20 protein-coding genes are annotated in these 21,874 nt (G+C 63.7%); 7 read left to right on the top strand and 13 right to left on the bottom strand.

What is annotated here, in order from left to right; genetic code table 11:
* The first annotated feature begins 30 nt into the window (after window positions 1-30).
* The 3 genes from WLQ66_RS02175 (at window position 31) to WLQ66_RS02165 (ending at window position 2,405) form a co-directional block, all read left to right on the top strand.
* Window positions 31-672: a pyrimidine 5'-nucleotidase gene (locus WLQ66_RS02175; protein ID WP_340544694.1), complete on the top strand. Its 642-nt coding sequence runs from the start codon at window positions 31-33 to the stop codon at window positions 670-672.
* Window positions 673-854: 182 nt separating this feature from the next.
* On the top strand, window positions 855-1,097 hold the full coding sequence (locus WLQ66_RS02170; RefSeq protein WP_340544693.1) for a hypothetical protein: 243 nt from the start codon (window positions 855-857) through the stop codon (window positions 1,095-1,097).
* 111 nt (window positions 1,098-1,208) lie between these two features.
* Window positions 1,209-2,405: a UbiH/UbiF family hydroxylase gene (locus WLQ66_RS02165; RefSeq protein ID WP_340544692.1), complete on the top strand. Its 1,197-nt coding sequence runs from the start codon at window positions 1,209-1,211 to the stop codon at window positions 2,403-2,405.
* A gap of 88 nt (window positions 2,406-2,493) precedes the next feature.
* Here the strand turns inward: WLQ66_RS02165 and WLQ66_RS02160 are convergent, their stop codons facing one another.
* Both WLQ66_RS02160 and WLQ66_RS02155 read right to left on the bottom strand, forming a co-directional pair.
* Window positions 2,494-2,952, bottom strand: coding sequence for an Lrp/AsnC family transcriptional regulator (locus WLQ66_RS02160; protein ID WP_340544690.1), 459 nt, complete (start codon window positions 2,950-2,952; stop codon window positions 2,494-2,496).
* Window positions 2,949-3,404, bottom strand: coding sequence for an Lrp/AsnC family transcriptional regulator (locus WLQ66_RS02155; RefSeq protein WP_340544689.1), 456 nt, complete (start codon window positions 3,402-3,404; stop codon window positions 2,949-2,951). The genes WLQ66_RS02160 and WLQ66_RS02155 overlap by 4 nt, the downstream gene beginning before the upstream one ends.
* A 132-nt stretch (window positions 3,405-3,536) precedes the next feature.
* On the opposite strand from WLQ66_RS02155, the gene ilvC reads away from it, so the two are divergent.
* The 3 genes from ilvC (at window position 3,537) to WLQ66_RS02140 (ending at window position 6,568) form a co-directional block, all read left to right on the top strand.
* Window positions 3,537-4,559: a ketol-acid reductoisomerase gene (gene ilvC, locus WLQ66_RS02150; protein ID WP_340544688.1), complete on the top strand. Its 1,023-nt coding sequence runs from the start codon at window positions 3,537-3,539 to the stop codon at window positions 4,557-4,559.
* Between the two features lie 89 nt (window positions 4,560-4,648).
* On the top strand, window positions 4,649-5,557 hold the full coding sequence (locus WLQ66_RS02145; RefSeq protein ID WP_340544687.1) for a DMT family transporter: 909 nt from the start codon (window positions 4,649-4,651) through the stop codon (window positions 5,555-5,557).
* A gap of 93 nt (window positions 5,558-5,650) precedes the next feature.
* A complete protein-coding gene (locus tag WLQ66_RS02140) occupies window positions 5,651-6,568 on the top strand; it encodes a DMT family transporter (protein ID WP_340544686.1) in 918 nt (305 codons plus the stop codon).
* 117 nt (window positions 6,569-6,685) lie between these two features.
* Here WLQ66_RS02140 and glmM read toward each other — a convergent pair whose 3' ends face one another.
* From glmM to WLQ66_RS02100, 8 genes are all read right to left on the bottom strand, one after another.
* Complete coding sequence (gene glmM / locus WLQ66_RS02135) at window positions 6,686-8,032, bottom strand: phosphoglucosamine mutase (protein ID WP_340544685.1); 1,347 nt, start codon at window positions 8,030-8,032, stop codon at window positions 6,686-6,688.
* A 21-nt stretch (window positions 8,033-8,053) separates the two neighbouring features.
* Window positions 8,054-9,049, bottom strand: coding sequence for a dihydropteroate synthase (gene folP / locus WLQ66_RS02130; RefSeq protein ID WP_340544684.1), 996 nt, complete (start codon window positions 9,047-9,049; stop codon window positions 8,054-8,056).
* Complete coding sequence (locus WLQ66_RS02125) at window positions 9,046-9,966, bottom strand: dihydroneopterin aldolase (protein WP_340544682.1); 921 nt, start codon at window positions 9,964-9,966, stop codon at window positions 9,046-9,048. Before WLQ66_RS02125 ends, folP begins: the two co-directional genes overlap by 4 nt.
* A 151-nt stretch (window positions 9,967-10,117) precedes the next feature.
* On the bottom strand, window positions 10,118-10,801 hold the full coding sequence (locus WLQ66_RS02120) for a cell wall hydrolase (RefSeq protein ID WP_340546285.1): 684 nt from the start codon (window positions 10,799-10,801) through the stop codon (window positions 10,118-10,120).
* 135 nt (window positions 10,802-10,936) lie between these two features.
* The gene (locus WLQ66_RS02115) at window positions 10,937-13,516 is read right to left on the bottom strand and encodes a putative PEP-binding protein (protein ID WP_340544681.1); all 2,580 of its coding nucleotides are present in this window, start codon (window positions 13,514-13,516) and stop codon (window positions 10,937-10,939) included.
* A gap of 203 nt (window positions 13,517-13,719) precedes the next feature.
* Window positions 13,720-15,948 carry a glycine--tRNA ligase subunit beta gene (glyS, locus tag WLQ66_RS02110; RefSeq protein WP_340544680.1) on the bottom strand — a complete coding sequence of 743 codons (2,229 nt, stop codon included), beginning with the start codon at window positions 15,946-15,948 and terminating at the stop codon, window positions 13,720-13,722.
* A 145-nt stretch (window positions 15,949-16,093) separates the two neighbouring features.
* Complete coding sequence (locus WLQ66_RS02105) at window positions 16,094-16,627, bottom strand: DUF6446 family protein (protein ID WP_340544679.1); 534 nt, start codon at window positions 16,625-16,627, stop codon at window positions 16,094-16,096.
* Window positions 16,628-16,662: 35 nt separating this feature from the next.
* Window positions 16,663-17,592: a glycine--tRNA ligase subunit alpha gene (locus WLQ66_RS02100; protein ID WP_340544678.1), complete on the bottom strand. Its 930-nt coding sequence runs from the start codon at window positions 17,590-17,592 to the stop codon at window positions 16,663-16,665.
* A 258-nt stretch (window positions 17,593-17,850) separates the two neighbouring features.
* On the opposite strand from WLQ66_RS02100, the gene WLQ66_RS02095 reads away from it, so the two are divergent.
* On the top strand, window positions 17,851-19,641 hold the full coding sequence (locus WLQ66_RS02095; RefSeq protein WP_340544677.1) for a serine protease: 1,791 nt from the start codon (window positions 17,851-17,853) through the stop codon (window positions 19,639-19,641).
* Window positions 19,642-19,754: 113 nt separating this feature from the next.
* Here WLQ66_RS02095 and WLQ66_RS02090 read toward each other — a convergent pair whose 3' ends face one another.
* The 3 genes from WLQ66_RS02090 to WLQ66_RS02080 form a co-directional block, all read right to left on the bottom strand.
* A complete protein-coding gene (locus WLQ66_RS02090; RefSeq protein ID WP_340544676.1) occupies window positions 19,755-20,396 on the bottom strand; it encodes an SDR family oxidoreductase in 642 nt (213 codons plus the stop codon).
* Window positions 20,397-20,409: 13 nt separating this feature from the next.
* A complete protein-coding gene (locus WLQ66_RS02085; protein ID WP_340544675.1) occupies window positions 20,410-20,943 on the bottom strand; it encodes a DUF1178 family protein in 534 nt (177 codons plus the stop codon).
* 130 nt (window positions 20,944-21,073) lie between these two features.
* Window positions 21,074-21,853, bottom strand: a complete 780-nt coding sequence (locus tag WLQ66_RS02080; protein WP_340544674.1) for an EcsC family protein — start codon at window positions 21,851-21,853, stop codon at window positions 21,074-21,076.
* Between the last annotated feature and the right edge of the window lie 21 nt (window positions 21,854-21,874).

Genomic DNA, 21,874 nt, shown 5'->3' with positions numbered 1-21,874 from the left:
TCATGCGGCGGGCGACCTAGGTCACAGGCCATGGTATCGCAATCTTTTTCTCACGTCCGCCATTGGGTGTTCGATCTCGACAACACCCTCTATCACCCCTCCGCCCGGCTGTTCGATCAGATCGAGGTCAAGATGACGGACTACGTCATGACCGCGCTTGGCGTCGACCAGCAGATGGCCAATAAGCTGCGAGATGACTACTGGCGCGAACATGGCACCACCCTTGCCGGGCTGATGGCCCATCACGATCTGGACCCGGACCCGTTCCTGATCGAGGTCCACGACATCAATTTCGATCATCTGGAGCCGGACAGCCTGCTGGCCGAACGGATCCGGGATCTGCCGGGCAAGCGGATCATCTATACCAATGGCACCGCCCCCTATGCCGAGCGGGTGCTGGCGGCGCGGGGTCTTGAGGGCTGCTTTGACGAGATCTACGGGGTTGAACATGCCAATTACCGCCCCAAACCCGAACGTCAGGCCTTTGACATCATCTTTGCCAAGGCAAAGATCGACCCGACAAAGGCTGCGATGTTCGAGGACGATCCGCGCAATCTGCAGGCGCCGCATGATCTGGGGATGCGTACGGTGCATGTGGCACCAACCGCGGCGACCGGCGCGCATATTCACCACCACACGGATGATCTGACCGGGTTTCTCGGGTTGCTGTAGCCGCCTGCGGACAGCGTAAGCTGGCCCCCGGCCTGCGCATCCTGTCGCACCCCCGTGGCGCGCAGCCGCACCCGACTTTTTCCGGGGCTGCTAACCTCTATATGGCAGGTATCTTTTCCGCGCAGGCCCGGCCCTTCCGCCATCAGGCTGCGCACTCCGCCACAGCCAAGGATGCCCGCCCGATGAATGACCTGACGTTCGACCACAGCCAGCACCGCACCACTGTGACCGCAGCCCCGGCGGCGGCTCCCGTGCCTGCCGACAGCCATAACAGTGGCGCCACAAAGGCGCTTCTGGCTATCCTCCTTTATGTTCTGCTCTGGGGCCTCGCTGTTGCGATCTGGGGCCTGCCCGCGCTGTTCCTCCCTGCGGTCGCCAAGACCGGCATCATGTTTGTCGTCTTGGTGATGATCACCCGTGGCTAGGGGCGCGGCGCCAATTGAACCCCGAAAAAGGCCCGGCATAAGGACAGTATGTCGCTTGTCATTCCAGCTGCCAGCGGCCTATCTCAGGACCAGTGATGAAAGGCAGGTCTGATGACTGACAGCTGTGACATTCTGATTTCGGGTGGCGGTATCGCCGGGCTCACCGCCGCCGCAACCTTTGGCGCCGCCGGGTTCCGGGTGATCTGCGTCGACCCGACCGCGCCCGTAACACTGCGCGACGAGGCCGGTGCCGATCTGCGAACCACCGCAATACTGCAACCGGCAAAGGCGCTGTTGCAGGACGCCGGGATCTGGACCCGGCTCGACGCCCACGCCGCGCCGCTGGACATCATGCGGATCATCGACGCTGGCGGGGCAGAGCCGGTGGCCCGTGTCACCAAGGATTTCAAATCCGCCGATATCTCCGATCAGCCCTTTGGCTGGAACCTGCCCAACTGGCTCCTGCGGCGGGAACTTTTGGCGCGTCTGGACGATCTGGAGACGGTGGATTTCCGTGCGGGTCTGGGCACCACCGGCCTGTTCACGCGCACGGACTCCGCCCAGGTCACCCTGAGCGATGGCACCCGGGTCACGGCCCGTCTTGTGCTCGCCTGTGACGGGCGCGACAGCCCGATGCGGCGGGCAGCGGGCATCCCTGTGCGGACCACCCGTTACGGACAGAAGGCGCTGGCCTTCGCCGTGACCCACGACCTGCCCCATCAGAATGTCTCGACCGAAATTCACCGCTCCGGCGGCCCCTTCACTCTGGTGCCGCTGCCCGATCACGACGGTCGGCCCTCCTCTGCGATTGTCTGGATGGAACGCGGCCCAAGAGCCGAGGCATTGCAGCGGATGGATCAGGCCCCGTTCGAAATCGAGATGAACCGGCGCAGCTGCGGTGTGCTGGGAGAACTGCGGCTGGCCTCCCGCCGCAGCATCTGGCCGATCATCAGCCAGTCTGCCGCCCGCATGTCGGGCGAACGCCTTGCCCTGATGGCCGAAGCCGCCCATGTGGTGCCACCAATCGGCGCCCAGGGCCTGAATATGTCGCTGGGAGATCTGCGGGTGCTGCTGGATCTGGCACAGACCCGGCCCGAGGCCCTGGGCGACGCCAGGATGCTCGAGAGCTATCACAAGGCCCGCCATGGCGACATTCTGATGCGGGTGAAGGGGATCGACCTATTGAACCGGACCTCGATGCTGTCGCCTCGCCCGCTGCGCGATTTACGCGCGTTTGGCCTGAATGCGCTCTATTCCATGGCCCCCGTACGCAAGACCCTGATGCAGATGGGGCTTGGGGTAAAATAAGGATCCGCCCCCCTGCGGGGACCGGTGCCTTCGGCGAGAGTATTTGGGGAAAGATGACAGGGCTGTCGCATCCGGGCGACGGCGGCGTCTAGCCGAGCGGGCCGGGTCGGCGCTCTTCGCTCAGCAGCACATTGGCATCCACATTGCCCACCCCGGGCAGGGTCATGATCCGGCGGCGCAGCACGCGTTCAAAATCAGCAATGTCGCGCGCCGTCACCCGCAGGCGATAGTCATACATGCCCAGCACATGTTCGACCGTCTGCACCTCCGGGATGGCAGTCACCGCACGTTCGAAATCCTCAAGCGAGACGCGCCCCTTGGTGGCCAGTTTGAGCCCCAGAAAGACCGTCACACCAAAGCCCAGCTTGCCGGCATCAAGATCCAGCTTGCGGCCCCGGATGATCCCCGTCTCCTGCAGGCGGCGGATGCGGCGCCAGGTTGCGGGCTGGCTCAGCCCCAGTTCGCGCCCCAAGGCGCCGGCCGATTGCGTGGCATCCCGTCCCAATGCGCGCAGCAGCGCGTGGTCGATGTCATCCAGAGCCATCATATCGGCAGCGCCTCGTCCGATTTGATGCGTGCCACATGCATCAGCGCCTCGATGTCGGTGATATGCGGCAGGATCAGGATCTGGCTGCGGTAAATCCCCTGATAATGTGCCATGTCCCGCGCAATCACCGAGAGCCGTACATCGACCTGGCCGAGGAAGGTCTGGATTTCCAGCACCTCCGGGATCTCACGCGCGGCGGGGATGAATTCATCAAAGGCGCGGGGATTGGTCTTGTCCAGCGTGATCCGCAGCGAAACCTCCACCTCATAGCCAAGCGCACGCCAGTCGATCACCGCCCGCTGCCCAAGGATCACGCCGGTCTCGCGCAGCTTCTCCAGCCGCCGCGACAGGCGCGAGGCGGTGAGGCCAAGGCGATCCCCCAGATCAGGCAGCGATTGTTCTGGATCCGCCTGAAGATGGCGAAGTATGCGTCGGTCCAAGTCATCAAGCATGATTTTCATCATAATTGCATAGTACACGAATGACCATTGCAATAATTTGCAGATTTTCGCGCCAGATACGCCTCTCCTTTATTGAAAACATGCCTATGCTGCATCCAAACACGAACCAAAAGGACGATGATCATGCGTGTATACTATGACCGCGATTGCGACGTTAACCTGATCAAGGACAAGAAAGTGGCCATCCTGGGCTATGGCTCTCAGGGCCACGCCCACGCGCTGAACCTGCGCGACAGCGGCGCCAAGAACCTTGTCGTCGCCCTGCGCGAAGGCTCCCCCTCCGCGAAGAAAGCCGAAGGCGAAGGCCTGCAGGTGATGGGTATCGCAGAAGCGGCGGCCTGGTGTGACGTGATCATGTTCACCATGCCCGACGAACTGCAGGCAGAAACCTACAAGAAATACGTCCACGACAACATCCGTCCGGGTGCCGCGATCGCGTTTGCCCACGGCCTGAACGTGCACTTCGGCCTGATCGAGCCGAAAGAAGGCGTCGACGTCATCATGATGGCCCCCAAAGGCCCCGGCCACACCGTGCGCGGTGAATACACCAAAGGCGGCGGCGTGCCCTGCCTGGTGGCTGTTGACACCGACGCCACCGGCAAAGCGCTGGAAATCGGCCTGTCCTATTGCTCCGCCATTGGTGGCGGCCGCTCCGGCATCATCGAGACCAACTTCCGCGAAGAATGCGAAACCGACCTGTTCGGCGAGCAGGCGGTTCTCTGCGGCGGTATCGTCGAGCTGATCCGTTGCGGGTTCGAAACTCTGGTCGAAGCCGGTTACGCACCCGAGATGGCCTATTTCGAGTGCCTGCACGAAACCAAGCTGATCGTTGACCTGATCTATGAAGGCGGCATTGCCAACATGGATTACTCGATCTCCAACACCGCAGAGTACGGCCAGTATGTCACCGGCCCGCGCATCCTGCCCTACGAGCAGACCAAAAAAGCCATGAAGGACGTGCTGACAGACATCCAGCAGGGCAAATTCGTGCGCGACTTCATGCTGGAAAACGCTGTGGGCCAGCCCACCATCAAAGCGTCGCGTCGTGCCAACGACGAGCACCAGATCGAAGTGGTCGGCGGCAAGCTGCGCGACATGATGCCGTGGATTTCCGCAGGCAAGATGGTCGACAAAGAGAAGAACTAAGGCGCCCGCGAGACTGCTCGCACACCCTAGCTCTCCGGGGCGCTCCTGTTTGGGGCGCCCTTTTTCATTTATTTCACTGAGGTGATCCGATGCCAGACTCCCCCGGTGCCGCCAATTGGGCCAAGCTGTTGTTCCTAGGTGTGATCTGGGGCGCCTCCTTCATGGCGGTATCACTGGCGCTCAGGGGCTTTGCGCCGCTGACCATTGCCGCGCTCAGGATCTCCATCGGTGCAGCCTGTCTGCTGGCGGCTGTCTACGCCATGGGAATCGGCCTGCCCACCCTGCGCAACCGCGACGGCCGCATCATCTGGGCCTGCGCGGCTGGCATGGGGCTCTTTACCAATGCGCTGCCCTTCACCCTGCTTAGCTGGGGGCAGACTTTTGTGGCCAGCGGCTTTGCCGGGGTCTGCATGGCGGTGGTGCCGCTGTTTGTGCTGCCGCTGGCGCATTTTCTGGTGCCGGGCGAACATATGACCCTGCGCCGCAGCATCAGCTTCCTGATCGGCTTTGCCGGTGTGGTGGTGCTGATCGGGGTCGACGCCCTCCGCTCTGCCGGAACGGATTATGAATCGCTGGCCCGCCTCGCCTGCCTTGGGGCCTCGCTCTGTTATGCCATCGGTGCGATCATCACCCGGCTCTGCCCACAGGTGAATATGCTCTCGCTCTCGGCAGCAACCCTCCTGTGCGGAGCCACAATGATGGTGCCGGCCGCGCTTTGGGCCGAAGGGCTGCCAGAGCTGCCCGCCCCCCTGCCACTGCGCGCCGTGATCTACCTTGGCCTCTTGCCCACCGCGCTCGCCCAAGTGCTGCTGGTGCAGGTCGCCCGCAGCGCAGGCCCGGCCTTCCTGTCCACCGTGAACTATCAGGTGCCGGTCTGGTCGGTGATCTTTGGTGCGGCGCTGCTGGGGGAAACCCTGCCACCGCAGCTGTTTGCCGCGCTGGCGCTGATCCTCGGCGGCCTGCTCCTCAGCCGCAGCCGCCGCCCGCGCATGGCCTGAACCGCAAATCGTTCGATAGCGGACAAAGCAATTGCGATTGACCCGGCCACTCCGTCGGGGTCTTGTCGCGCGACACCACAAAGGGAGATCGCGATGCCCGATATCGCCCCGCGCTACTGGCTGATGATCGCCACCCTGGGCTTTGTCTGGGGTGGGACATTCCTGCTGATCAAGCTGGCCCTGACGGGCACGACGCCGTTCTGGCTCGCGGCCAGTCGCATCGGGTTTGCAGCTTTGCTGCTGACCGCGATCTGGGGTCTGCGCGGGTTCAGGCTGTTCAAGGATGAGACCAACTGGCCATCGCTGGTGATCATCGGCGTCCTCAGCACCGCGCTGCCCTTCATGCTGATTTCATGGGGCCAGCAGCATGTCTCCTCCGGATTTACCGGCGTCAGCATGGCGGCGATTCCGCTGATGGTGCTGCCCTTGGCGCATGTCTTTGTGCCGGGAGAGCAGATGACCCTGCGCCGCCTGATCGGGTTTTCCATCGGCTTTGTCGGGGTCGCGGTCCTTATCGGCAGCAAGGCGTTTCAGAGCACCGGCGCCGCATTGGAGGGCTATGGCCGGGCCGCCTGCCTGTCCGCCGCCGCCTGCTATTCGGTCAGCTCCATCCTGACCCGGCGCCTGCCGCCAGTGGATCCGCTGGGGCTGGCCGCCATCCTGCTCATCATCGGTTCTGCCGTGACCCTGCCTGCGGCCTGGCTGCTGGAGGGACCACCGGTGATCCCGGACATGCAAACCCTGGGCATTGCAGCGGTTCTGGGCCTGATCCCCACCGCCGCTGCCAATCTGCTGCGGGTCATTGTCGTTCGTGAAGCAGGCCCCACCTTCATGACACTGACCAACTATCAGGTTCCGGTCTGGGCGGTGGTTCTGGGGGCCATATTTCTGGGCGAGGAACTTCCGCCCTCCATGCTGCTGGCGATGACCCTGATCCTCGGCGGTCTGGGCATCAGCCAGTTCGGTGCGTTGCGGCGATTGTTTGGCTCCCCGCGCAAGCTGCGACCCTGAGACAAAGCAAAACCCGCCACCCGGTCACGGGTAGCGGGTCCATCTCAGCTGTCCATCGGCCTGTCACAAGCCCTGTAATGTCACATGCCCTGTCACAGGGCATATCCGACGACCGGACTATTCAGCCACAGCCGCCTCAACCGCAGCAACCACGCTATTCACTGCCTCTCTCAGCACGGCAGCATCTTCGCATTCGGCCATGACCCTAACCAGCGGTTCGGTGCCTGACTTGCGGATCAGCAGACGTCCCTGCCGCGCAAGAGAGGCTTCGGCGATCTGGATCGCGCTCTGCACCTGATCTGTTTCCAGCGGTGTCTGCCCGGCGGCAAATCGGACATTCTTCAGCAGCTGCGGCACCGGGGTGAACTGCTGCGCCAGCTGCGACGCCGGGCTGTCGGAGCGGATCATCTCCGCAAGAAAATGCAGCCCTGCCATCAGCCCGTCGCCGGTGGTCGCGTAATCTGACATGACAATATGGCCGGACTGCTCGCCGCCGAGGTTGAAGCCGCCTTCGCGCATCCGTTCCACGACATAACGATCACCAACTGCCGTCCGCTCAAGCCCGATCCCGCGCGCTTCGAGGTGCCGCTCAAGCCCCAGATTGGACATCACCGTCGCCACCAGAGCCTTGCCGGACAGCAGGTCATCCTCGGCCCAGCGGGTCGCCAGCAGCGCCATCAGCTGATCGCCATCCGCCACTTTTCCGGTCTCGTCGATCAGGATCACCCGGTCGGCATCCCCGTCAAGACAGATCCCCACATGGGCGCCATGGGCCACAACGGTCTCCGCCGCGGTCCCCGGATGAGTAGAGCCACAATCGCGGTTGATATTGGTGCCATCGGGTGAAACACCCACCGGTATCACATCGGCGCCCAGCTCCCACAGGATTTCCGGCGCAGCCCGGTGGGCAGCCCCATTGGCGCAATCAATCACCACCTTCAGCCCGTCCAGCCGGATATCGCGGGGCAGCGAGCTTTTGACCCGCTCACCGTAGCGGAACCGCGCGTCATCAATCCGTTTCGCACGCCCGATATTCTGCGCCTGCGCGGGTTCGACACCGGCCTCGATCAGAGCTTCCAGTTCCATTTCGACGGTATCGGACAGTTTGAAACCATCCGGTCCAAAGAACTTGATCCCATTATCCGCCGCCGGATTGTGGCTGGCCGAGATCATCACGCCAAGATCGGCGCGCATCGAGCGCGTCATCAGCCCCACCGCCGGTGTCGGCACCGGGCCAAGCAGCAGCACATTCATACCGGTCGACGTCAGCCCCGCGGTCAGTGCGCTTTCGAACATGTAGCCCGACAGGCGGGTGTCCTTGCCAATCACCACACGGTGCACCCCTGAGGCGTCGCGGCGGAAATACCGGCCGACAGCCGCGCCAATGCGCAGCGCCATGTCCGCTGTCATAGGATGGATATTGGCCGTGCCACGCACGCCATCCGTGCCAAAAAACTTGCGCATATCAGCCCTTTCGGTCGGGTCTTATCGGACGGCCTGCCACAGGCGAACCGCCTGCGCCGTCTCGGCAACATCATGCACCCGCAGGAATTGCACGCCTTGGGCCAGGGCTGCAAGCCCTACCGCGATAGAGCCCGGCGCGCGGGCGGCAGCATCCGGCTCATGGCCCAGCTTGCCGATAAAGCCCTTGCGCGACACCCCCAGCAGGATTGGACACCCCAACCCATGGAACAGGCTGAGATTGCGCAACAGGGTCAGATTGTGGTCCAGCGTCTTGCCAAACCCGATGCCCGGATCAACCACGATCTGTTCCCGCACCACCCCGATATCTTCCAGCCTGTCGATCTGCCCCTTCAGGAAATCATAGACATCCAGCAGGACGTTCTCATAGGTCGGATCGTCCTGCATCGTCGCCGGGTCGCCCTGGGCGTGCATGATACAAGCAGGAACCCCGGCCTGCGCAGTCAAGGGTGCCAGAGCCGGATCAAAGGTAAATCCCGACACGTCGTTGGTCAGGCTCGCTCCGGCATCCAGCGCCTCGGCCAGAACGACCGCCTTGCGCGTATCAATGGAGATCGGCACCTGCGAACGGGCGCGGATCGCTTCAATCACCGGAGCGGTGCGGCGGATCTCCTCATCTTCGGGGACCAGCGCGGCACCGGGGCGGGTGGATTCTCCGCCAACGTCGATGATGCTTGCCCCATCGGCAACCATCTGCAAAGCCGCCGCGCAGGCGGCGCTGACCTCATCATGCTGCCCGCCATCCGAGAAACTGTCAGGGGTCACATTCAGGATGCCCATGATCTGCGGCTGCGTCATATCCAGCCCGGCAATCGTTGCCCGCCGCGCCGTCAGCCGGTGGCGCACATCCTCGGGCAGCAGACCGGCAGGCATCAGCCGCGGTGGCGCGCCGCGCTCCAGCACTTCCACCTGGGTAAACCAGAGCCCGCCACTGATCAGCGACAACGCCCCCTCGGGGCGATTGTCCCCGTGTTGTACCAGCGGTCGGTAATAACTCACAGTTGGGTCTGCTCCACATCCACGGCGCGCAGCGGCACCCCCGGATTGCCAGGCAGTGCGGCGCCAATCACGATCATCTCGCCGGCCTCGAATGTGGCGGCGAACCAGGCAGCCAGCGCCACCGCGTCAGAGGGCGCCGCCGAAGGGCCATCTACCGCATCCAAAACGATTTTTGACGGAGCCCAGACGCAAATCTGCCCGTTTTTCATGGCCCAGTCCAGCTCCGTTCTCGTCGAAACGACGACACAGCGATCATCCTTTGCCGCGAGCCGCCAGGCGTTCTGTTCAATCGCCAGCAGATCAATCCGGCGCTGGGTCCATTTGTGACCGGTCTGCGGTGTGGCCAGCTCATGCGCCCCAACACAGAGGATCAACGGACGCTTACGGCACTGCATCTGGTCGATCCAGCCGGTCAGGTGGTCACTGTCGATGGCGCGGTTGGACAAATACATCAGCCGCGGATGCGGGCGCTCTTCACTGTCGACACCGGTCGCGACCTGATTGCGGGCGCGCACGATTTCCACACCCAGCGCCCCCGGCCCGCGATCCAGTTTCTCAATCCGCACAAAGGCCCGCACGGCCTGCGGTTCCAGCAGGATCCGCTCGGCCACGCGCTCCGCCAGGGTTTCCAGCAGGTTCAGACGTTCTTCGGACAGCTCACGCGCAATCGCCTCTGTCACCCGGTCATACGACAGGATGCGATCGACATCATCATCCAGATCCGCAGGCAGCGGCGCAACTTCGACAACCACATTGAAGCAGATACGCTGGGTGGTTCCGCGTTCTGCCTGAAAGGCGCCGATTTCCACCTCGACGATGTGATCCCTGAGCGAAATCCGATCCAGCGGTCCGCGCGCTGCAGTGGCCTCCGACCGTTCGGAAGGATGCGCAAATGCGAGACGAATTTCTGAAGACATGACGGTCGAGCCCCTGAACTGGCTATCTGGCGGTGAGGTTCCAGCATAAACATGCCGCGCCCGCATAACAGGCCTTCATGCGCCATACCAGTGGCCGAAAACGGCGCTGCCAGGGTTTCAACCACGGCAAGCACCCGCCCCCTGACACGCCTTAGTTGTTGAGCGCAGTCCGAAAACGATCATCGCGGTAAAAGAGATGGACGCCGATCCGCGCGGTCTTGGTGAAGCTCTTGCTCCAGCGCGGACGCACCGCTGTGGTATGGTAATAGGTCGCGCCATCGGTGATCCCGGTGATCGCCCCATCCATCACCAGACGGGCCACTTTGGAGACCCGCTCAAACGCGGTTTTCTCGCGGATCACTTCCTTATGGCCGTCGCAGGTGTAGGTGAACTGGCACTGATACTTGCGCCCGGTCCCCTGGTTGATCACGCCGCACAGGCTGTCAGGGAACTGCGAGGATTTCACGCGGTTCATAATCACCTCGGCAACGGCGAACTGGCCCTTCACGGTTTCACCGCGCGCCTCGAAATACAGCGCTTCGGCGAGGCAGGCAAAATTCTCGCCCCCCTTGGCGGCCGGAATGGTGTCCAGCCATGCCTTGGTGAATTTCACTTCGGTCGCCTTGGCCTTCTTGGCCGAGCGGTTGAAGTTGAAGAAATTGTTCAAACGCCCGGTCGGCACGGCGTTCAGGGTGGATTGCTCACGTTCGAACAGCGCGTCCAAACCGGAATCCGCATATACATCTTTGGCCGCTGCCAAGGCGGCAGCAAACACGGCAGCTACAGTCAGAATCTTCATAAGGGCATCCCCACTAGACAGATCGCGCACGGCCATCCCAACGTCACGCGATCGCACCTCCTAGTGGAAATCCCTCCAAACGTCCAGCGACGGGACAGCGCACCCCGCTGCCCCTTGGTTAAGCGCCAATCCGCTGCTTTCTGCTGCCCCTGCGAAAGCCCCTTGTTTTCTTTACGATTTTACAGATTCTCGTGGTGAATCTCCGGTTTGGCTGGAAATCGCCAATTGCGCCGCAGCAAGCCGTGCAACGGGCACCCGAAACGGGGAACAGGAGACGTAATCGAACCCGGCCTCGCGACAGAACGCAATCGATTCGGGGTTGCCGCCATGCTCGCCACAGATCGACAGCGTGATCTGCGGGTTCTCTGCACGGCCCCGCTGAACCCCCAGTTTCAGCAGCTCGCCGACCCCGTCTGTATCCAGCACGTGGAACGGATCCTCTGGAAAGACGCCCTGATTGACATAGGCCGACATAAACCGCCCCGCATCGTCCCGCGACATGCCATAGGTCATCTGGGTAAGGTCGTTGGTCCCGAAGCTGAGGAACGAGGTATGCGGCGAAATCTCACCCGCGCGCAGGGCCGCACGCGGGGTCTCCACCATGACCCCCAGACGATAGGTGAAATCCTCGCCACGCTCGGCCTTCACCGCGAGCGCGACGGCATCAATGCGCGCCTTCACCAGCTCCACCTCACGTTTGGCCGAGACCAGCGGGATCATGATCTCCGGCACCACCGGATCGCCCTCCTTGGAGGCATCCAGAGTGGCCTCGAAAATCGCCCGTGCCTGCATGTCGTAGATTTCCGGAACCGTCACCCCCAGCCGCACGCCGCGCAGGCCCAGCATGGGGTTGTATTCCTCCATCTCCTCGACCCGGCGGGTCACATCGCTCACCGGGATACCCAAGGCTTCCGAAAGCTCCCGCTGCCCGGTTTTGGAGGTCGGCAGGAATTCATGCAGCGGCGGGTCGAACAGCCGAATACAGACCGGCAGCCCTTCCATGATGCGAAACAGCGCAAAGAAATCCTCCCGCTGCATCGGCAGCAACCGCGCCAGCACCGCAGCCCGCCCCTCCGAGGTCTCGGCAAAGATCATCTCCCGCATCACCGTCAACCGGCCGGGATCAAAGAACATATGCTCGGTCCGGCACAGGCCGATCCCCTGCGCGTTGAACTTGCGCGCGGTCTCGGCATCCTCCGGCGTGTCGGCATTGGCGCGGATGTCGATATCGCGCACCTCATCGGCCCAGGTGAGAAGGGTCTGAAAGGCGCCGTCCTCCGCCGCCTCCAGCATCTCCGGCTCGCCCGCCAGCACCTCGCCACTGCTGCCGTCGATGGTGATGATATCGCCACGGCTGAACACCCGGTCGCCCTGGGCCACCAGCTGCTTGCGCCGACTGTGGAACTTCAGGTTAGAGGCCCCGACGATACATGGCAGCCCGAGGCCGCGACCGATCACCGCCGCATGGCTGGTGATCCCGCCGCGCTCCGTCAGCACCCCGACCGCCGCGTGCATACCCCGCACATCCTCGGGCGAGGTTTCGCGCCGCACCAGAATGCAGGGCTCACCGCGCGCCGCACTGGCCTGCGCCTCCGCAGCGGTAAACACCAGCCGCCCGGTGGCGGCACCGGGGCTGGCGGCAATGCCCTTTCCGATCACATCACGGGTCGCCCCCGGCGCCACCTGCCGGTGCAGCAGCTCGGTCAGAATATGCGCGTCGACCCGCATCACCGCTTCCTGCCGCGGGATAATGCCATCCTCGGCCAGCGCCACCGCGATCCGCACCGCCGCCTGTGCCGACCGGGTGACCCGCACCCCGTCCAGGATATGCACCGCGCCGCTCACGATCACGAATTCCACCTGCATCTCTTCGCGCAGACGCTGTCGCATCAGCCGGGCATGGGATTTCAGATCGGCAAAGGCCTCGGGCGCCGATTCCTCCAGCGATGGCCCGCGCGGGTCACGCTCCAGATACAGCGCCTCTGCCCCCGCCCCCAGCGCATCGCGCCCCTGGCTCTGGCTCAGGTACCGCCCGGTGATCTGCGGCTCACCAGTCTTGGTATTGACCAGCTGCAACACACCCGAACCGCATTCGCCCTGACCAAAGCCCGGCACCATCTCCTGCACCACCAGACCCAGCCCGGCATCCGCAGGCGCGCCCTTGGCCTGCCGCAACAGTCGGGCCGAGGTGCCTTCCCAGGCCCGCGCCATCGACCGCAACACCGCCGCCAGCTGCTCCGCCGGATCCTGTGGAAACGGCTCATCGGTCTCCGCCTCATAGGCGTGCAGAACCTCGCTCAGCGCATCCGGCCCACCGTCCTCCACATCGTCAAAGACATCCGGGTCCAGCCGCGCCACATGCACCGCATAAGACTGCACAAACCGCAGATACAAGGCCGCCGCCCCGTCGCGCCCAAGACTGTCGCAAAGGTCGACATAGCGCGCATCATTCATGCCGATATTGAGGATCGCACCGGGGCCGCCCCAATCGGGATCCTGTGACGACGGGCGCACACAGAGCAGCGCATCCGACGGAAAGGCGTCAACAATCGCTGCCATATCGGGCATCTCGCCCTGGGCGATCCCGTGCACCGCCTGAAACGACAGCGCCACGGTGCGCGGCACCGGCAGATCCAACCGCACCAGCCGTTGCAGGCATTTCGCCCGCCCGCCATGGGTGTGATTGGCAATGGGCGCCACCGGCGTGATCAGCACAAAATCCGGCGTCTCATCCTGTGGGGCACGAGCCATGTCTCGATCATTTTTCTGCACTGCGGCGCCTTTCCTTTGCTATGCAGCATAGCCCTGTCGTCCATTCCCGCAAGGAAAAGCACGTGGACCAAAAGGAGAAAACCGGGACGACCCTGCGATCACCCCGGTTTCTCGTTGTTTTGCCTGCCCGGACTGCCCGGACTGCCCGGACTGCGCGGTCAGATCGCGGCCCTGCGGGGGGCTCAGCCCTCGATCCGGGTCAGATCGGCGACCTGCCCGCAGACCTTGCGGATCTGGCTCAGCAAGTTCAGGCGGTTGCGGCGCACCACCTCATTGTCGGAATTGACCTGCACCGCTTCAAAAAACGCATCCACCGGGGCGCGCAATGCGGCCATGCTGCCCATGGCAGCCGCGAAATCTTCGGCCTCGATGGCCGAAGAGATCGCCCCCTCGCTCTGCGCAAGCGCATCGAACAGGGCCACTTCGCTGTCATCCTCGGCGAATTTCTTATCCGCGCCGTAGGAATATTCTACGCCATCCTTCTCCTCGGCCTGCGCCAGGATATTGTTGGCCCGTTTGAAGCCCTGCAACAGGTTCTCGCCATCCTCGGAGGCCATGAACTCCTCCAGCGCACGGGCGCGTTTCACCAGCAGCGTGAGGTCATCGTTGGCCTCCATCGCGATGCAGGCGTCGATCACGTCATGACGGATGCCCTGATCACGCAGGAACACCTTGAGACGGTCGTGGAAGAAGGAGAGGAGGTCACGCGACACATCCGGCAGCTGCGTCTTCAGCCGCTCGATATGTTTGGGCAGATCCCCGTCAAAGGCATCCAGCACCGTGCGCACGGCAGAACCAAAGACACCGTGATCGGCGATCTCGTTCAGCATGTCCTGCATCAGCCCCGTAGCAATCGGGTCACCACCGTTCTGGGCCATTTCATGGCGCAGCAGATGGGCATCAATTGCTCCGTCCAGCCGCATCCGCACATCATTGTCCAGCACCAGCCGGATCACCCCCAGCGCGGCACGGCGCAGGGCAAAGGGGTCTTTGGAGCCGGTGGGTTTTTCATCAATCGCCCAGAACCCGGTCAGCGTGTCCAGTTTATCGGCCAGCGCCACGGCAACCGAGACCGGCTCGGAAGGCACATCATCCGACGGGCCAAGCGGCGAATAATGCGCCTCGCAGGCATTGGCCACCTCTTGCGGCAGGCCAGCCGCCTCCGCGTAGTAGCGCCCCATCAGGCCCTGCAATTCCGGGAACTCATAGACCATTTCGGAACTCAGATCGGCCTTTGCCACCCGTGCGGCCTGCTCTGCCAGATCGGCATCGGCGCCGACAACCGGCGCGATCTCGCGGGCCAGCGCGGCAATGCGGTCAATCCGCGCCGCCTGCGTGCCCAGCTTGTTGTGGAAGGTCACATTGCCCAGCTTCGCAACCCAGGGCTCAAACCCCTGCTCGGTCACCGTGCGCAGATCATTCTCCCAGAAGAACTTCGCATCCGCCAGCCGTGCCGACAGAACTTTTTGGTTGCCCGCCAGGATGGTCGCGCCATTGTCGGCGGTCTCGCGGTTGGCGACGGTGATGAACTTCTCGATCCGCCCGGTCTTCGGATTGCGCACCGAGAAAAACTTCTGATGTTCCTTCATCGAGGTCTGCAAGACCTCCGGCGGCAGCGCCAGGAATTCATCGTCGATGGCCCCCATCAGCACCACCGGCCATTCCACCAGACCAGCGACCTCGGCCAGAAGACCCTTGTCCTCGACAACCTCCAACCCGCTGGCAAAGGCCTGATTGGTGGCCTCCTGCCAGATGGCCGCTTCCCGCTCGGCCGGATCCAGCACCACATGCGCCCGCTTCAGCTTGGCGGCATAATCGTCAAAGCTGGATACGGTGATCTGATCCGGCGCCATGAAACGGTGGCCAAATGTGGTCTTGCCCGATGCAATCCCGTCGATCTCCAGCGGCACAACCTCGGCGCCATCCTCCTTGGACAGGAGACAGAGGATCGAATGCAGCGGGCGCACCCAGCGCAGGGCGCCCGATCCCCAGCGCATGGACTTCGGCCAGGGGAAATTGCGGATGGTGTCTTCCAGCACCTCTGCAATGATCTCTGCCGCCGGGCGCCCCGGCTTTTCGATCAGGGCAAAATAGACTGCGCCCTTCGGGGTGTCGCGCTCTTCCAGCTGCTCGCGTGTGAGGCCCGCACCGCGCAGGAAGCCTTCGATGGCCTTGTCCGGCGCGCCCACTTTCGGCCCCTTGCGCTCCTCGCGCACTGTCGGGGAGTGCTCCAGCAGCCCCTCAAGCGCCAGCGTCAGACGGCGCGGCGTCGATAGCGCATGGGCACCGGCATAGGTCAGCCCCGCTTCGACCAGACCATCGGTCACGCGCTTTTTCAGATCCTCCGCCGCACGCGCCTGCATACGGGCCGGAATTTCCTCGGAAAACAGTTCAATCAGAAGATCAGGCATCAGATGTCCTTACGGATGGCCGCGCGCGGCGCGGAAAATACGTGTTGACGGAACGGAGCCGCTTCTGAACGAAGGGCTGCGCCGTCCCGCGGGGTGGCGCTATTGCGCCGCCCCAGAGGGGCGGTACTCTTCAGAAAGGCAAGCATCATTCGCCTCCGACCGCCTCTGGCCGGGGCGGGCATTCCTCGCCCACAACCGTGCCGTCATAGGCTTTCTGGCCGCAATCGTTCAGCTCATGCCAGACATAGCCGCGCCCTGCGTCGGTGATCGCTACGATGCGGTCCACCCCGTAAGAGATATTCTTGACCGACAAAAAGCTCTCGGCGCGTCCCTCGGCCAGCGCCTGACCAATAGCTTCGGCATCAAAACAGTCAAACCAGCCCGGCGCATTGCGCGGCTCTTTCTGATCCGACAGCACAAACAGTTGCGCCAGCTCTTCGGGCTTCAGATCGGTAGCGAAACAGGCGCGATAGCGAATGGGAGAACTCTCCGCGTCGATCGCCTCAAAGCCACTGTAGCGGATCGGCAGCGCCGCGCCACCACCAAGCGGCGTCAGCATCACGTCCTTGCCCGGCTGCAGCTCGACATCCTCGTAAAAGCCGTAGACCTGCAGGTAATACATCGCCGCCCCAGCCGCGAGGCCGGAGCAAATCAGGATCAGCGAAAGGAACTTGCCCATACCGTGGACTCCTATTGGCAATCAGCCTCGGGTTACTACGCTGCGTGACCGCCGGCTTCGGTCTGCACAAAGGCATCGGCGCATTGCTTGGCCAGCGCGCGCACCCGGCCGATATAGGCCTGCCGCTCGGTGACGGAAATGACGCCGCGCGCATCGAGCAGGTTAAAGACATGGCTGGCCTTGATGCACTGGTCATAGGCCGGATGGGCCATGATGATGCGTTTGCCGGTCTTGGGGTCGATATGCTCCTGCGCGAGGATCGCGGCGCATTCGGCCTCGGCCTCCTCGAAATGGCGCAGCAGCACCTCGGTATTGGCCACGTCAAAGTTCCAGCGGGCGTATTCTTCCTCGGTCTGCTTGAACACATCGCCATAGCTCAGCGGGATCAGCGCGTCCGGGTCGTTGAACGGCATGTCCATCACGTGATCGACGCCCAGAATATACATCGCCAGACGTTCCAGACCATAGGTCAGCTCGCCCGATACCGGGTGACAATCGTAGCCGCCGACCTGCTGGAAATAGGTGAATTGGCTGACTTCCATGCCGTCGCACCAGACCTCCCAGCCCAGGCCCCAAGCGCCGAGCGTCGGGCTTTCCCAGTCGTCCTCGACAAAACGAATGTCGTGCATGTCCATATCGACGCCGATCGCCTCGAGGCTGCCCAGATACAGCTCCTGCAGGTTCGGCGGCGAGGGTTTGATCAGCACCTGATACTGGTAGTAGTGCTGCAACCGGTTCGGGTTCTCACCATAGCGGCCATCGGTCGGACGGCGCGACGGCTGCACATAGGCGGCCGCCCAGGCCTTGCTGCCCAGCGCGCGCAGCGTGGTCGCCGGGTGAAAGGTGCCCGCGCCGACTTCCATGTCGTAGGGCTGCATAATGGCACAGCCTTTGGAGGCCCAATACGTCTGAAGCCGCAGAATGATCTCTTGGAACGAGCGCGGAGCGCCTTTGGTGTCGGTCATGTTTCTTCCCTATGGGGGCAGCAAATCCGGGGTTCTTCCTATGCAAGCCCCGGCGCAGGGTCAACGGCGCATCGCAGCCTCAGCGGCTCCGGCCCGGCTGAAACACGCAGCCCCCGCCCTCCAGCGCGTCCCTGAGGCCACATCAGCCGAATTTGGCGCCATCCGCCGGGTTTTCCCCCTGCGAAGAGGAGTTCCCTTCGCGGCGCGAAAGTGGTTATGTGCGCGCCAACGACCGATCACCCCGATAGAGGCCTTTTGATGAAGAGTTTGATTGCTACGCTGGCACTGTCCCTGATGGCGCTGGCATCCGCCTTTACAGGTGTTGCCACCGCCCAGACCGGCACCCAACAATCCGCGCAGGAGACGGTCTGGATCCAGGTTGCCGCCCGCGCCTCCCTGCGCGAAGCCCAGGCCGAAGCGCAGGAATTTGCCGCGCGGCTGCCCGATGTCTCCGGCTTCTCGCTTGGCGGTGGCTGGTATGGCATTCTGCTTGGCCCCTATACCCGCAGCGATGCCGACCGGGTGCTTCAGGTCTACCGCGCCGAACGGCAGATCCCGCGCGACAGCTTCATCGCGTTAAGCAGCAACCTCGGCAATCAGTTCTACCCGACAGCCGCCACCGCCAATACCGAACCGCAGGCCACCGTCGAAAGCCCGGTTCTGGAGCCGATCGACCCCGCAGTGGTGACCCAGGCCCCGGCGGAACCGGTCGAAACCGTGCTCCCCGATGAGACCCCGGCTGAGGCGCGCCGCAGCGAATCCCGTCTCACCCGCGAAGAACGCATGGATCTGCAAACCGCGCTCAAGGCCGCCGGTTTCTATACTTCCACCATCGACGGCGCCTTTGGTCGCGGCACGCGTGGCTCCATGTCGGACTGGCAGTCGGCCCGCGGCTACGCGCCCACCGGTGTGCTGACCACCGCCCAGCGTCAGGCGCTGATGGATGAATATAACGCGCCGCTGATTTCGGTTGGCATGGCCCCCCTCACCGATACCAAAGCCGGGATTTCGATGCAGGTCCCCGCAGGTGAAGTGACCTTCGATCGCTACGAATCTCCCTTTGCCCTGTTCAAGAGCAGCGGCGATCTCGGCGCGCAGCTGCTGCTGATCAGCCAGCCAGGTGACCGGCGCACGCTCTACGGTCTCTACGACATCATGCAAACGCTGGAGATCGTCCCTCTGGACGGTCCGCGCCAGCGCAGCGGCGACAGTTTCACCCTGGAAGGCCGCGGCAATGGCATCGTCTCCTATACCGAGGCCCGGCTCGCCAATGGCGAAATCAAGGGCTTCACGCTGGTCTGGCCGACCGGTGACGACGAGCGGCGCGCCCGCGTGCTGGCAGCGATGTCGGCCAGCTTCGAACGCATCGACGGCGTTCTGGATCCCGCCGCCGGTGCCGATGCCCCGCAGAATGTCGATCTGATCTCGGGCCTTGACGTGCGCAAGCCGCGCCTGTCGCGCTCCGGCTTCTATGTCGATGCCAAGGGCAGCGTGGCGACCACCGCCGATGTGGTTGCAGGCTGCACCCGGGTGACACTGGATCACGACTACCAGGCCGAGGTCGCCTATACCGACACCGCCACCGGCATCGCCGTGCTGCGCCCGGTTGAGGCGCTGGCCCCGATGGCCGTCGCCAAACTGGCCAGCGCCTCCGCCCGGCTTCAGTCCGATATCGCGGTTTCCGGCTTCTCTTACGAGGGCGTCCTCGGCGCCCCCAGCCTCAGCTGGGGCAGCTTGCAGGATGTAAAGGATCTGTCCGGCAACCCCGGTGTCTCGCGTCTGCAACTCAGCAGCCAGCCGGGCGATGCGGGCGGCCCGGTGCTGACCACCGATGGCGCCGTGCAGGGCATGTTGCTGAGCCAGACCAAAGGCGCCACCCAGCTGCCAGAAGGGGTCAGTTTTGCGGCAAATGCCGATACCCTGCGCGCCGCCCTGAGCAGCGCCGGGGTCACCGCCTCTGACGCCAGCGCTGAGGCAACCGCCTTGCCGGTCGGGGCGCTGACCCGTCAGGCCAGCGGCATGACCGTTCTGGTCAGCTGCTGGGACTGAGCCACGGCCAGCCACCGCCCTGCGGGGCTTTGCAAACCAAAAAAGGCCGGAGCGAATGCTCCGGCCTTATTCGTTTCCGCGCCGATCTGTTCAGCCGGTCTTCACTCACACGCTCAATAGGCGTGGATGCGGCCATCCCAGGTGTGAAAACAGCCCGTGGTTTCCGTGCTCAGCACGTCAAACTCATGCAGCAGCCCGGCGACGGATTCCTGCACCGAGATGTCGCCCTCTTCGCCGCCCATATCCGTCCGCACCCAGCCCGGATGATAGATCCCGACGGCGATGCCCTCCGGCAGCAGATCCGTCGCCAGATTGCGCCCGATATTGAGCGCTGCCGCCTTTGACGCGCGATAGGCATAGCTGCCGCCGGGCGCACGGGCATGGCTCGCCATCTGTGACGAAATGATCGCGATCTTCGGATCCGCCGCCAGCCGCAGGTTCGGCAACAGCGCCTGCACCGTCAAAAAGACCCCGGTGACATTGGCGGCCAGCGTCTTGCCCCAGACCTCGGCAGAGTAATCCTCCAGCGCCATTGATTTATCGAGATAGACACCTGCGTTGCACACCAGCAGGTCAACCGGTCGCCCCTTCAGCTGGGCGGCAAACCGCGCTTGCTGGCCGGGATCGGTCACATCCAGCCGCACACCGGAGGAATGATCGCGCGACGTGCCCGTCACCTCGTGACCATCCTCCCGCAGCTTCGCGACCAATTCGCGGCCAATGCCCCGGCTGGTTCCTGTCACGACGACATGCATACATGCTCTTCCTTCAATTGGTTTTTCTATTGGGCAGGAAGGGCAGCGGCAGCACCGGCACGCCCTCCTCGATCAGCGCCCGCGCCTCTTCCGGCCGGGCCTCACCGTGGATCGCCCGCTCCGGCGCATCACCAAGGTGCATGGCGCGCGCCTCATTGGCAAAATCCTTACCGACGTAATCTGAATTCTTCTCAACCTTGCGCCGCAGCTCCGCCACCGCAGCCTCCAGCTCTCCCGATGGGGTGCTCAGCGCCCCCGCACCGGGTGGAACCGCCCGCAGCGCGCCCGGCGCTCCAGCCGCCTGTGGTGCAGGTTGCTGCGGCGCGACAGCCCCCGCAGCGGCACGCAGCTCTGCCTCACCGACCGGCGAAACCGCCGTACGGCCGGGGCGCACGCGGGGCGCCATGATTGCCTTTTCCACCTGACTGGATCCACATTGCGCACAGGCCACCATCCCCGCCGCTGCCAGCTTGTCAAAAGCGGCTGCCGACTGGAACCAGCTGTCAAAACTGTGTCCTTCAGCACATTTCAGAGCGTATTGTATCATCGTCATCACTCTTCATCAGGAGGGGATGATTAAATCTGCAATCCCCACAAGTGCAAGGGCAGAAGCGCCCGCTGCCGGTGTTCCACATCAGACCGCCGCAGATCGGCAACCGCCTTCGGGGGTCGGGCGGCTACCGTGGTGCCAGCAACCGGTCCTGCAGGCGCGCAACCAATGTCTCATGTGGCTGATCCGCCGCCACCGCCAGACGACGCAGACCAAAATGGACCCGCGCCATTTCCTGATAATAGCCCGAATAGACGAAATTGGTCGTGGCCCCGGCCACGGCCCCCAGCACCGGCAGTGTCTGCGCGGCCAGCTTCTGGCCCAAAACCATGCTGAAACGGGGTGCCACCTGCGCGATCAGTTTCTGCACCGCCCCCCCGGTCAGCCCCAGCCGCAGTGACAGGAACCCCAGATCCGCGCCATCATCCGCCGCCAGCGGACCAGCAGCAGCGAACACCCGGATACAGTCAAAGCGCACGCCCTCGGCCTCCGGATCAAAGCCTTCTTCGGCCGCTACCCCCTGAATACTGCGCAGCAGGAAGGCCGTGGTTGCGGGCAGCTCGACCAATGCTCCGGGCAAACCGCCCATGCCACCCGCCGCGCCCATCGCGGCGCTGACCGCGCGGTTGACCGCCGCCGGCTGATCCGGCACCACCCGGCGCGATCCGCTGGCCCCCTGCATCGCCAGTTGCAACGCCTGCTCGGTGGCGCCGTTCAACCGGCTCCGCACCGGCGCAGGCAATTTGTCCAGTAGCCCGTCAACCGAGCCGCCCAGCAGGTTCAGGATCTGGATGCCCAGCCCACCGGCGGCGCGGTAACGCTTGGCAAGCGCCTCCAGCTCCGCCTCCACCGCAGCAGCGTCCAGCGGCGTGGTCAGGGCAGTATCAGGGGTCAGGATCTCGGTCATGGCATACCTCATGTTGCCAAA

The organism is Phaeobacter sp. A36a-5a (genome assembly GCF_037911135.1).
GTDB classification, from domain to species: Bacteria; Pseudomonadota; Alphaproteobacteria; order Rhodobacterales; family Rhodobacteraceae; genus Phaeobacter; species Phaeobacter bryozoorum.
Note: the sequence above shows the minus strand (reverse complement) of the source record. Positions and strands in the feature narration are given on the sequence as shown.

Excerpts from the sequence above, each read along its gene's own strand:
- glyS (WP_340544680.1), bottom strand. The coding sequence starts at position 15,948 with ATGCCTGATCTTCTGATTGAACTGTTTTCCGAGGAAATTCCGGCCCGT.
- WLQ66_RS02170 (WP_340544693.1), top strand. The coding sequence starts at position 855 with ATGAATGACCTGACGTTCGACCACAGCCAGCACCGCACCACTGTGACC.
- WLQ66_RS02125 (WP_340544682.1), bottom strand. The coding sequence starts at position 9,966 with ATGTCTTCAGAAATTCGTCTCGCATTTGCGCATCCTTCCGAACGGTCG.
- WLQ66_RS02105 (WP_340544679.1), bottom strand. The coding sequence starts at position 16,627 with ATGGGCAAGTTCCTTTCGCTGATCCTGATTTGCTCCGGCCTCGCGGCT.
- WLQ66_RS02100 (WP_340544678.1), bottom strand. The coding sequence starts at position 17,592 with ATGACCGACACCAAAGGCGCTCCGCGCTCGTTCCAAGAGATCATTCTG.
- WLQ66_RS02085 (WP_340544675.1), bottom strand. The coding sequence starts at position 20,943 with ATGATACAATACGCTCTGAAATGTGCTGAAGGACACAGTTTTGACAGC.
- WLQ66_RS02090 (WP_340544676.1), bottom strand. The coding sequence starts at position 20,396 with ATGCATGTCGTCGTGACAGGAACCAGCCGGGGCATTGGCCGCGAATTG.
- WLQ66_RS02165 (WP_340544692.1), top strand. The coding sequence starts at position 1,209 with ATGACTGACAGCTGTGACATTCTGATTTCGGGTGGCGGTATCGCCGGG.
- WLQ66_RS02155 (WP_340544689.1), bottom strand. The coding sequence starts at position 3,404 with ATGCTTGATGACTTGGACCGACGCATACTTCGCCATCTTCAGGCGGAT.
- WLQ66_RS02140 (WP_340544686.1), top strand. The coding sequence starts at position 5,651 with ATGCCCGATATCGCCCCGCGCTACTGGCTGATGATCGCCACCCTGGGC.
- ilvC (WP_340544688.1), top strand. The coding sequence starts at position 3,537 with ATGCGTGTATACTATGACCGCGATTGCGACGTTAACCTGATCAAGGAC.
- WLQ66_RS02175 (WP_340544694.1), top strand. The coding sequence starts at position 31 with ATGGTATCGCAATCTTTTTCTCACGTCCGCCATTGGGTGTTCGATCTC.
- WLQ66_RS02095 (WP_340544677.1), top strand. The coding sequence starts at position 17,851 with ATGAAGAGTTTGATTGCTACGCTGGCACTGTCCCTGATGGCGCTGGCA.
- WLQ66_RS02160 (WP_340544690.1), bottom strand. The coding sequence starts at position 2,952 with ATGATGGCTCTGGATGACATCGACCACGCGCTGCTGCGCGCATTGGGA.
- WLQ66_RS02080 (WP_340544674.1), bottom strand. The coding sequence starts at position 21,853 with ATGACCGAGATCCTGACCCCTGATACTGCCCTGACCACGCCGCTGGAC.
- glmM (WP_340544685.1), bottom strand. The coding sequence starts at position 8,032 with ATGCGCAAGTTTTTTGGCACGGATGGCGTGCGTGGCACGGCCAATATC.
- WLQ66_RS02115 (WP_340544681.1), bottom strand. The coding sequence starts at position 13,516 with ATGGCTCGTGCCCCACAGGATGAGACGCCGGATTTTGTGCTGATCACG.
- WLQ66_RS02145 (WP_340544687.1), top strand. The coding sequence starts at position 4,649 with ATGCCAGACTCCCCCGGTGCCGCCAATTGGGCCAAGCTGTTGTTCCTA.
- WLQ66_RS02120 (WP_340546285.1), bottom strand. The coding sequence starts at position 10,801 with ATGGCCGTGCGCGATCTGTCTAGTGGGGATGCCCTTATGAAGATTCTG.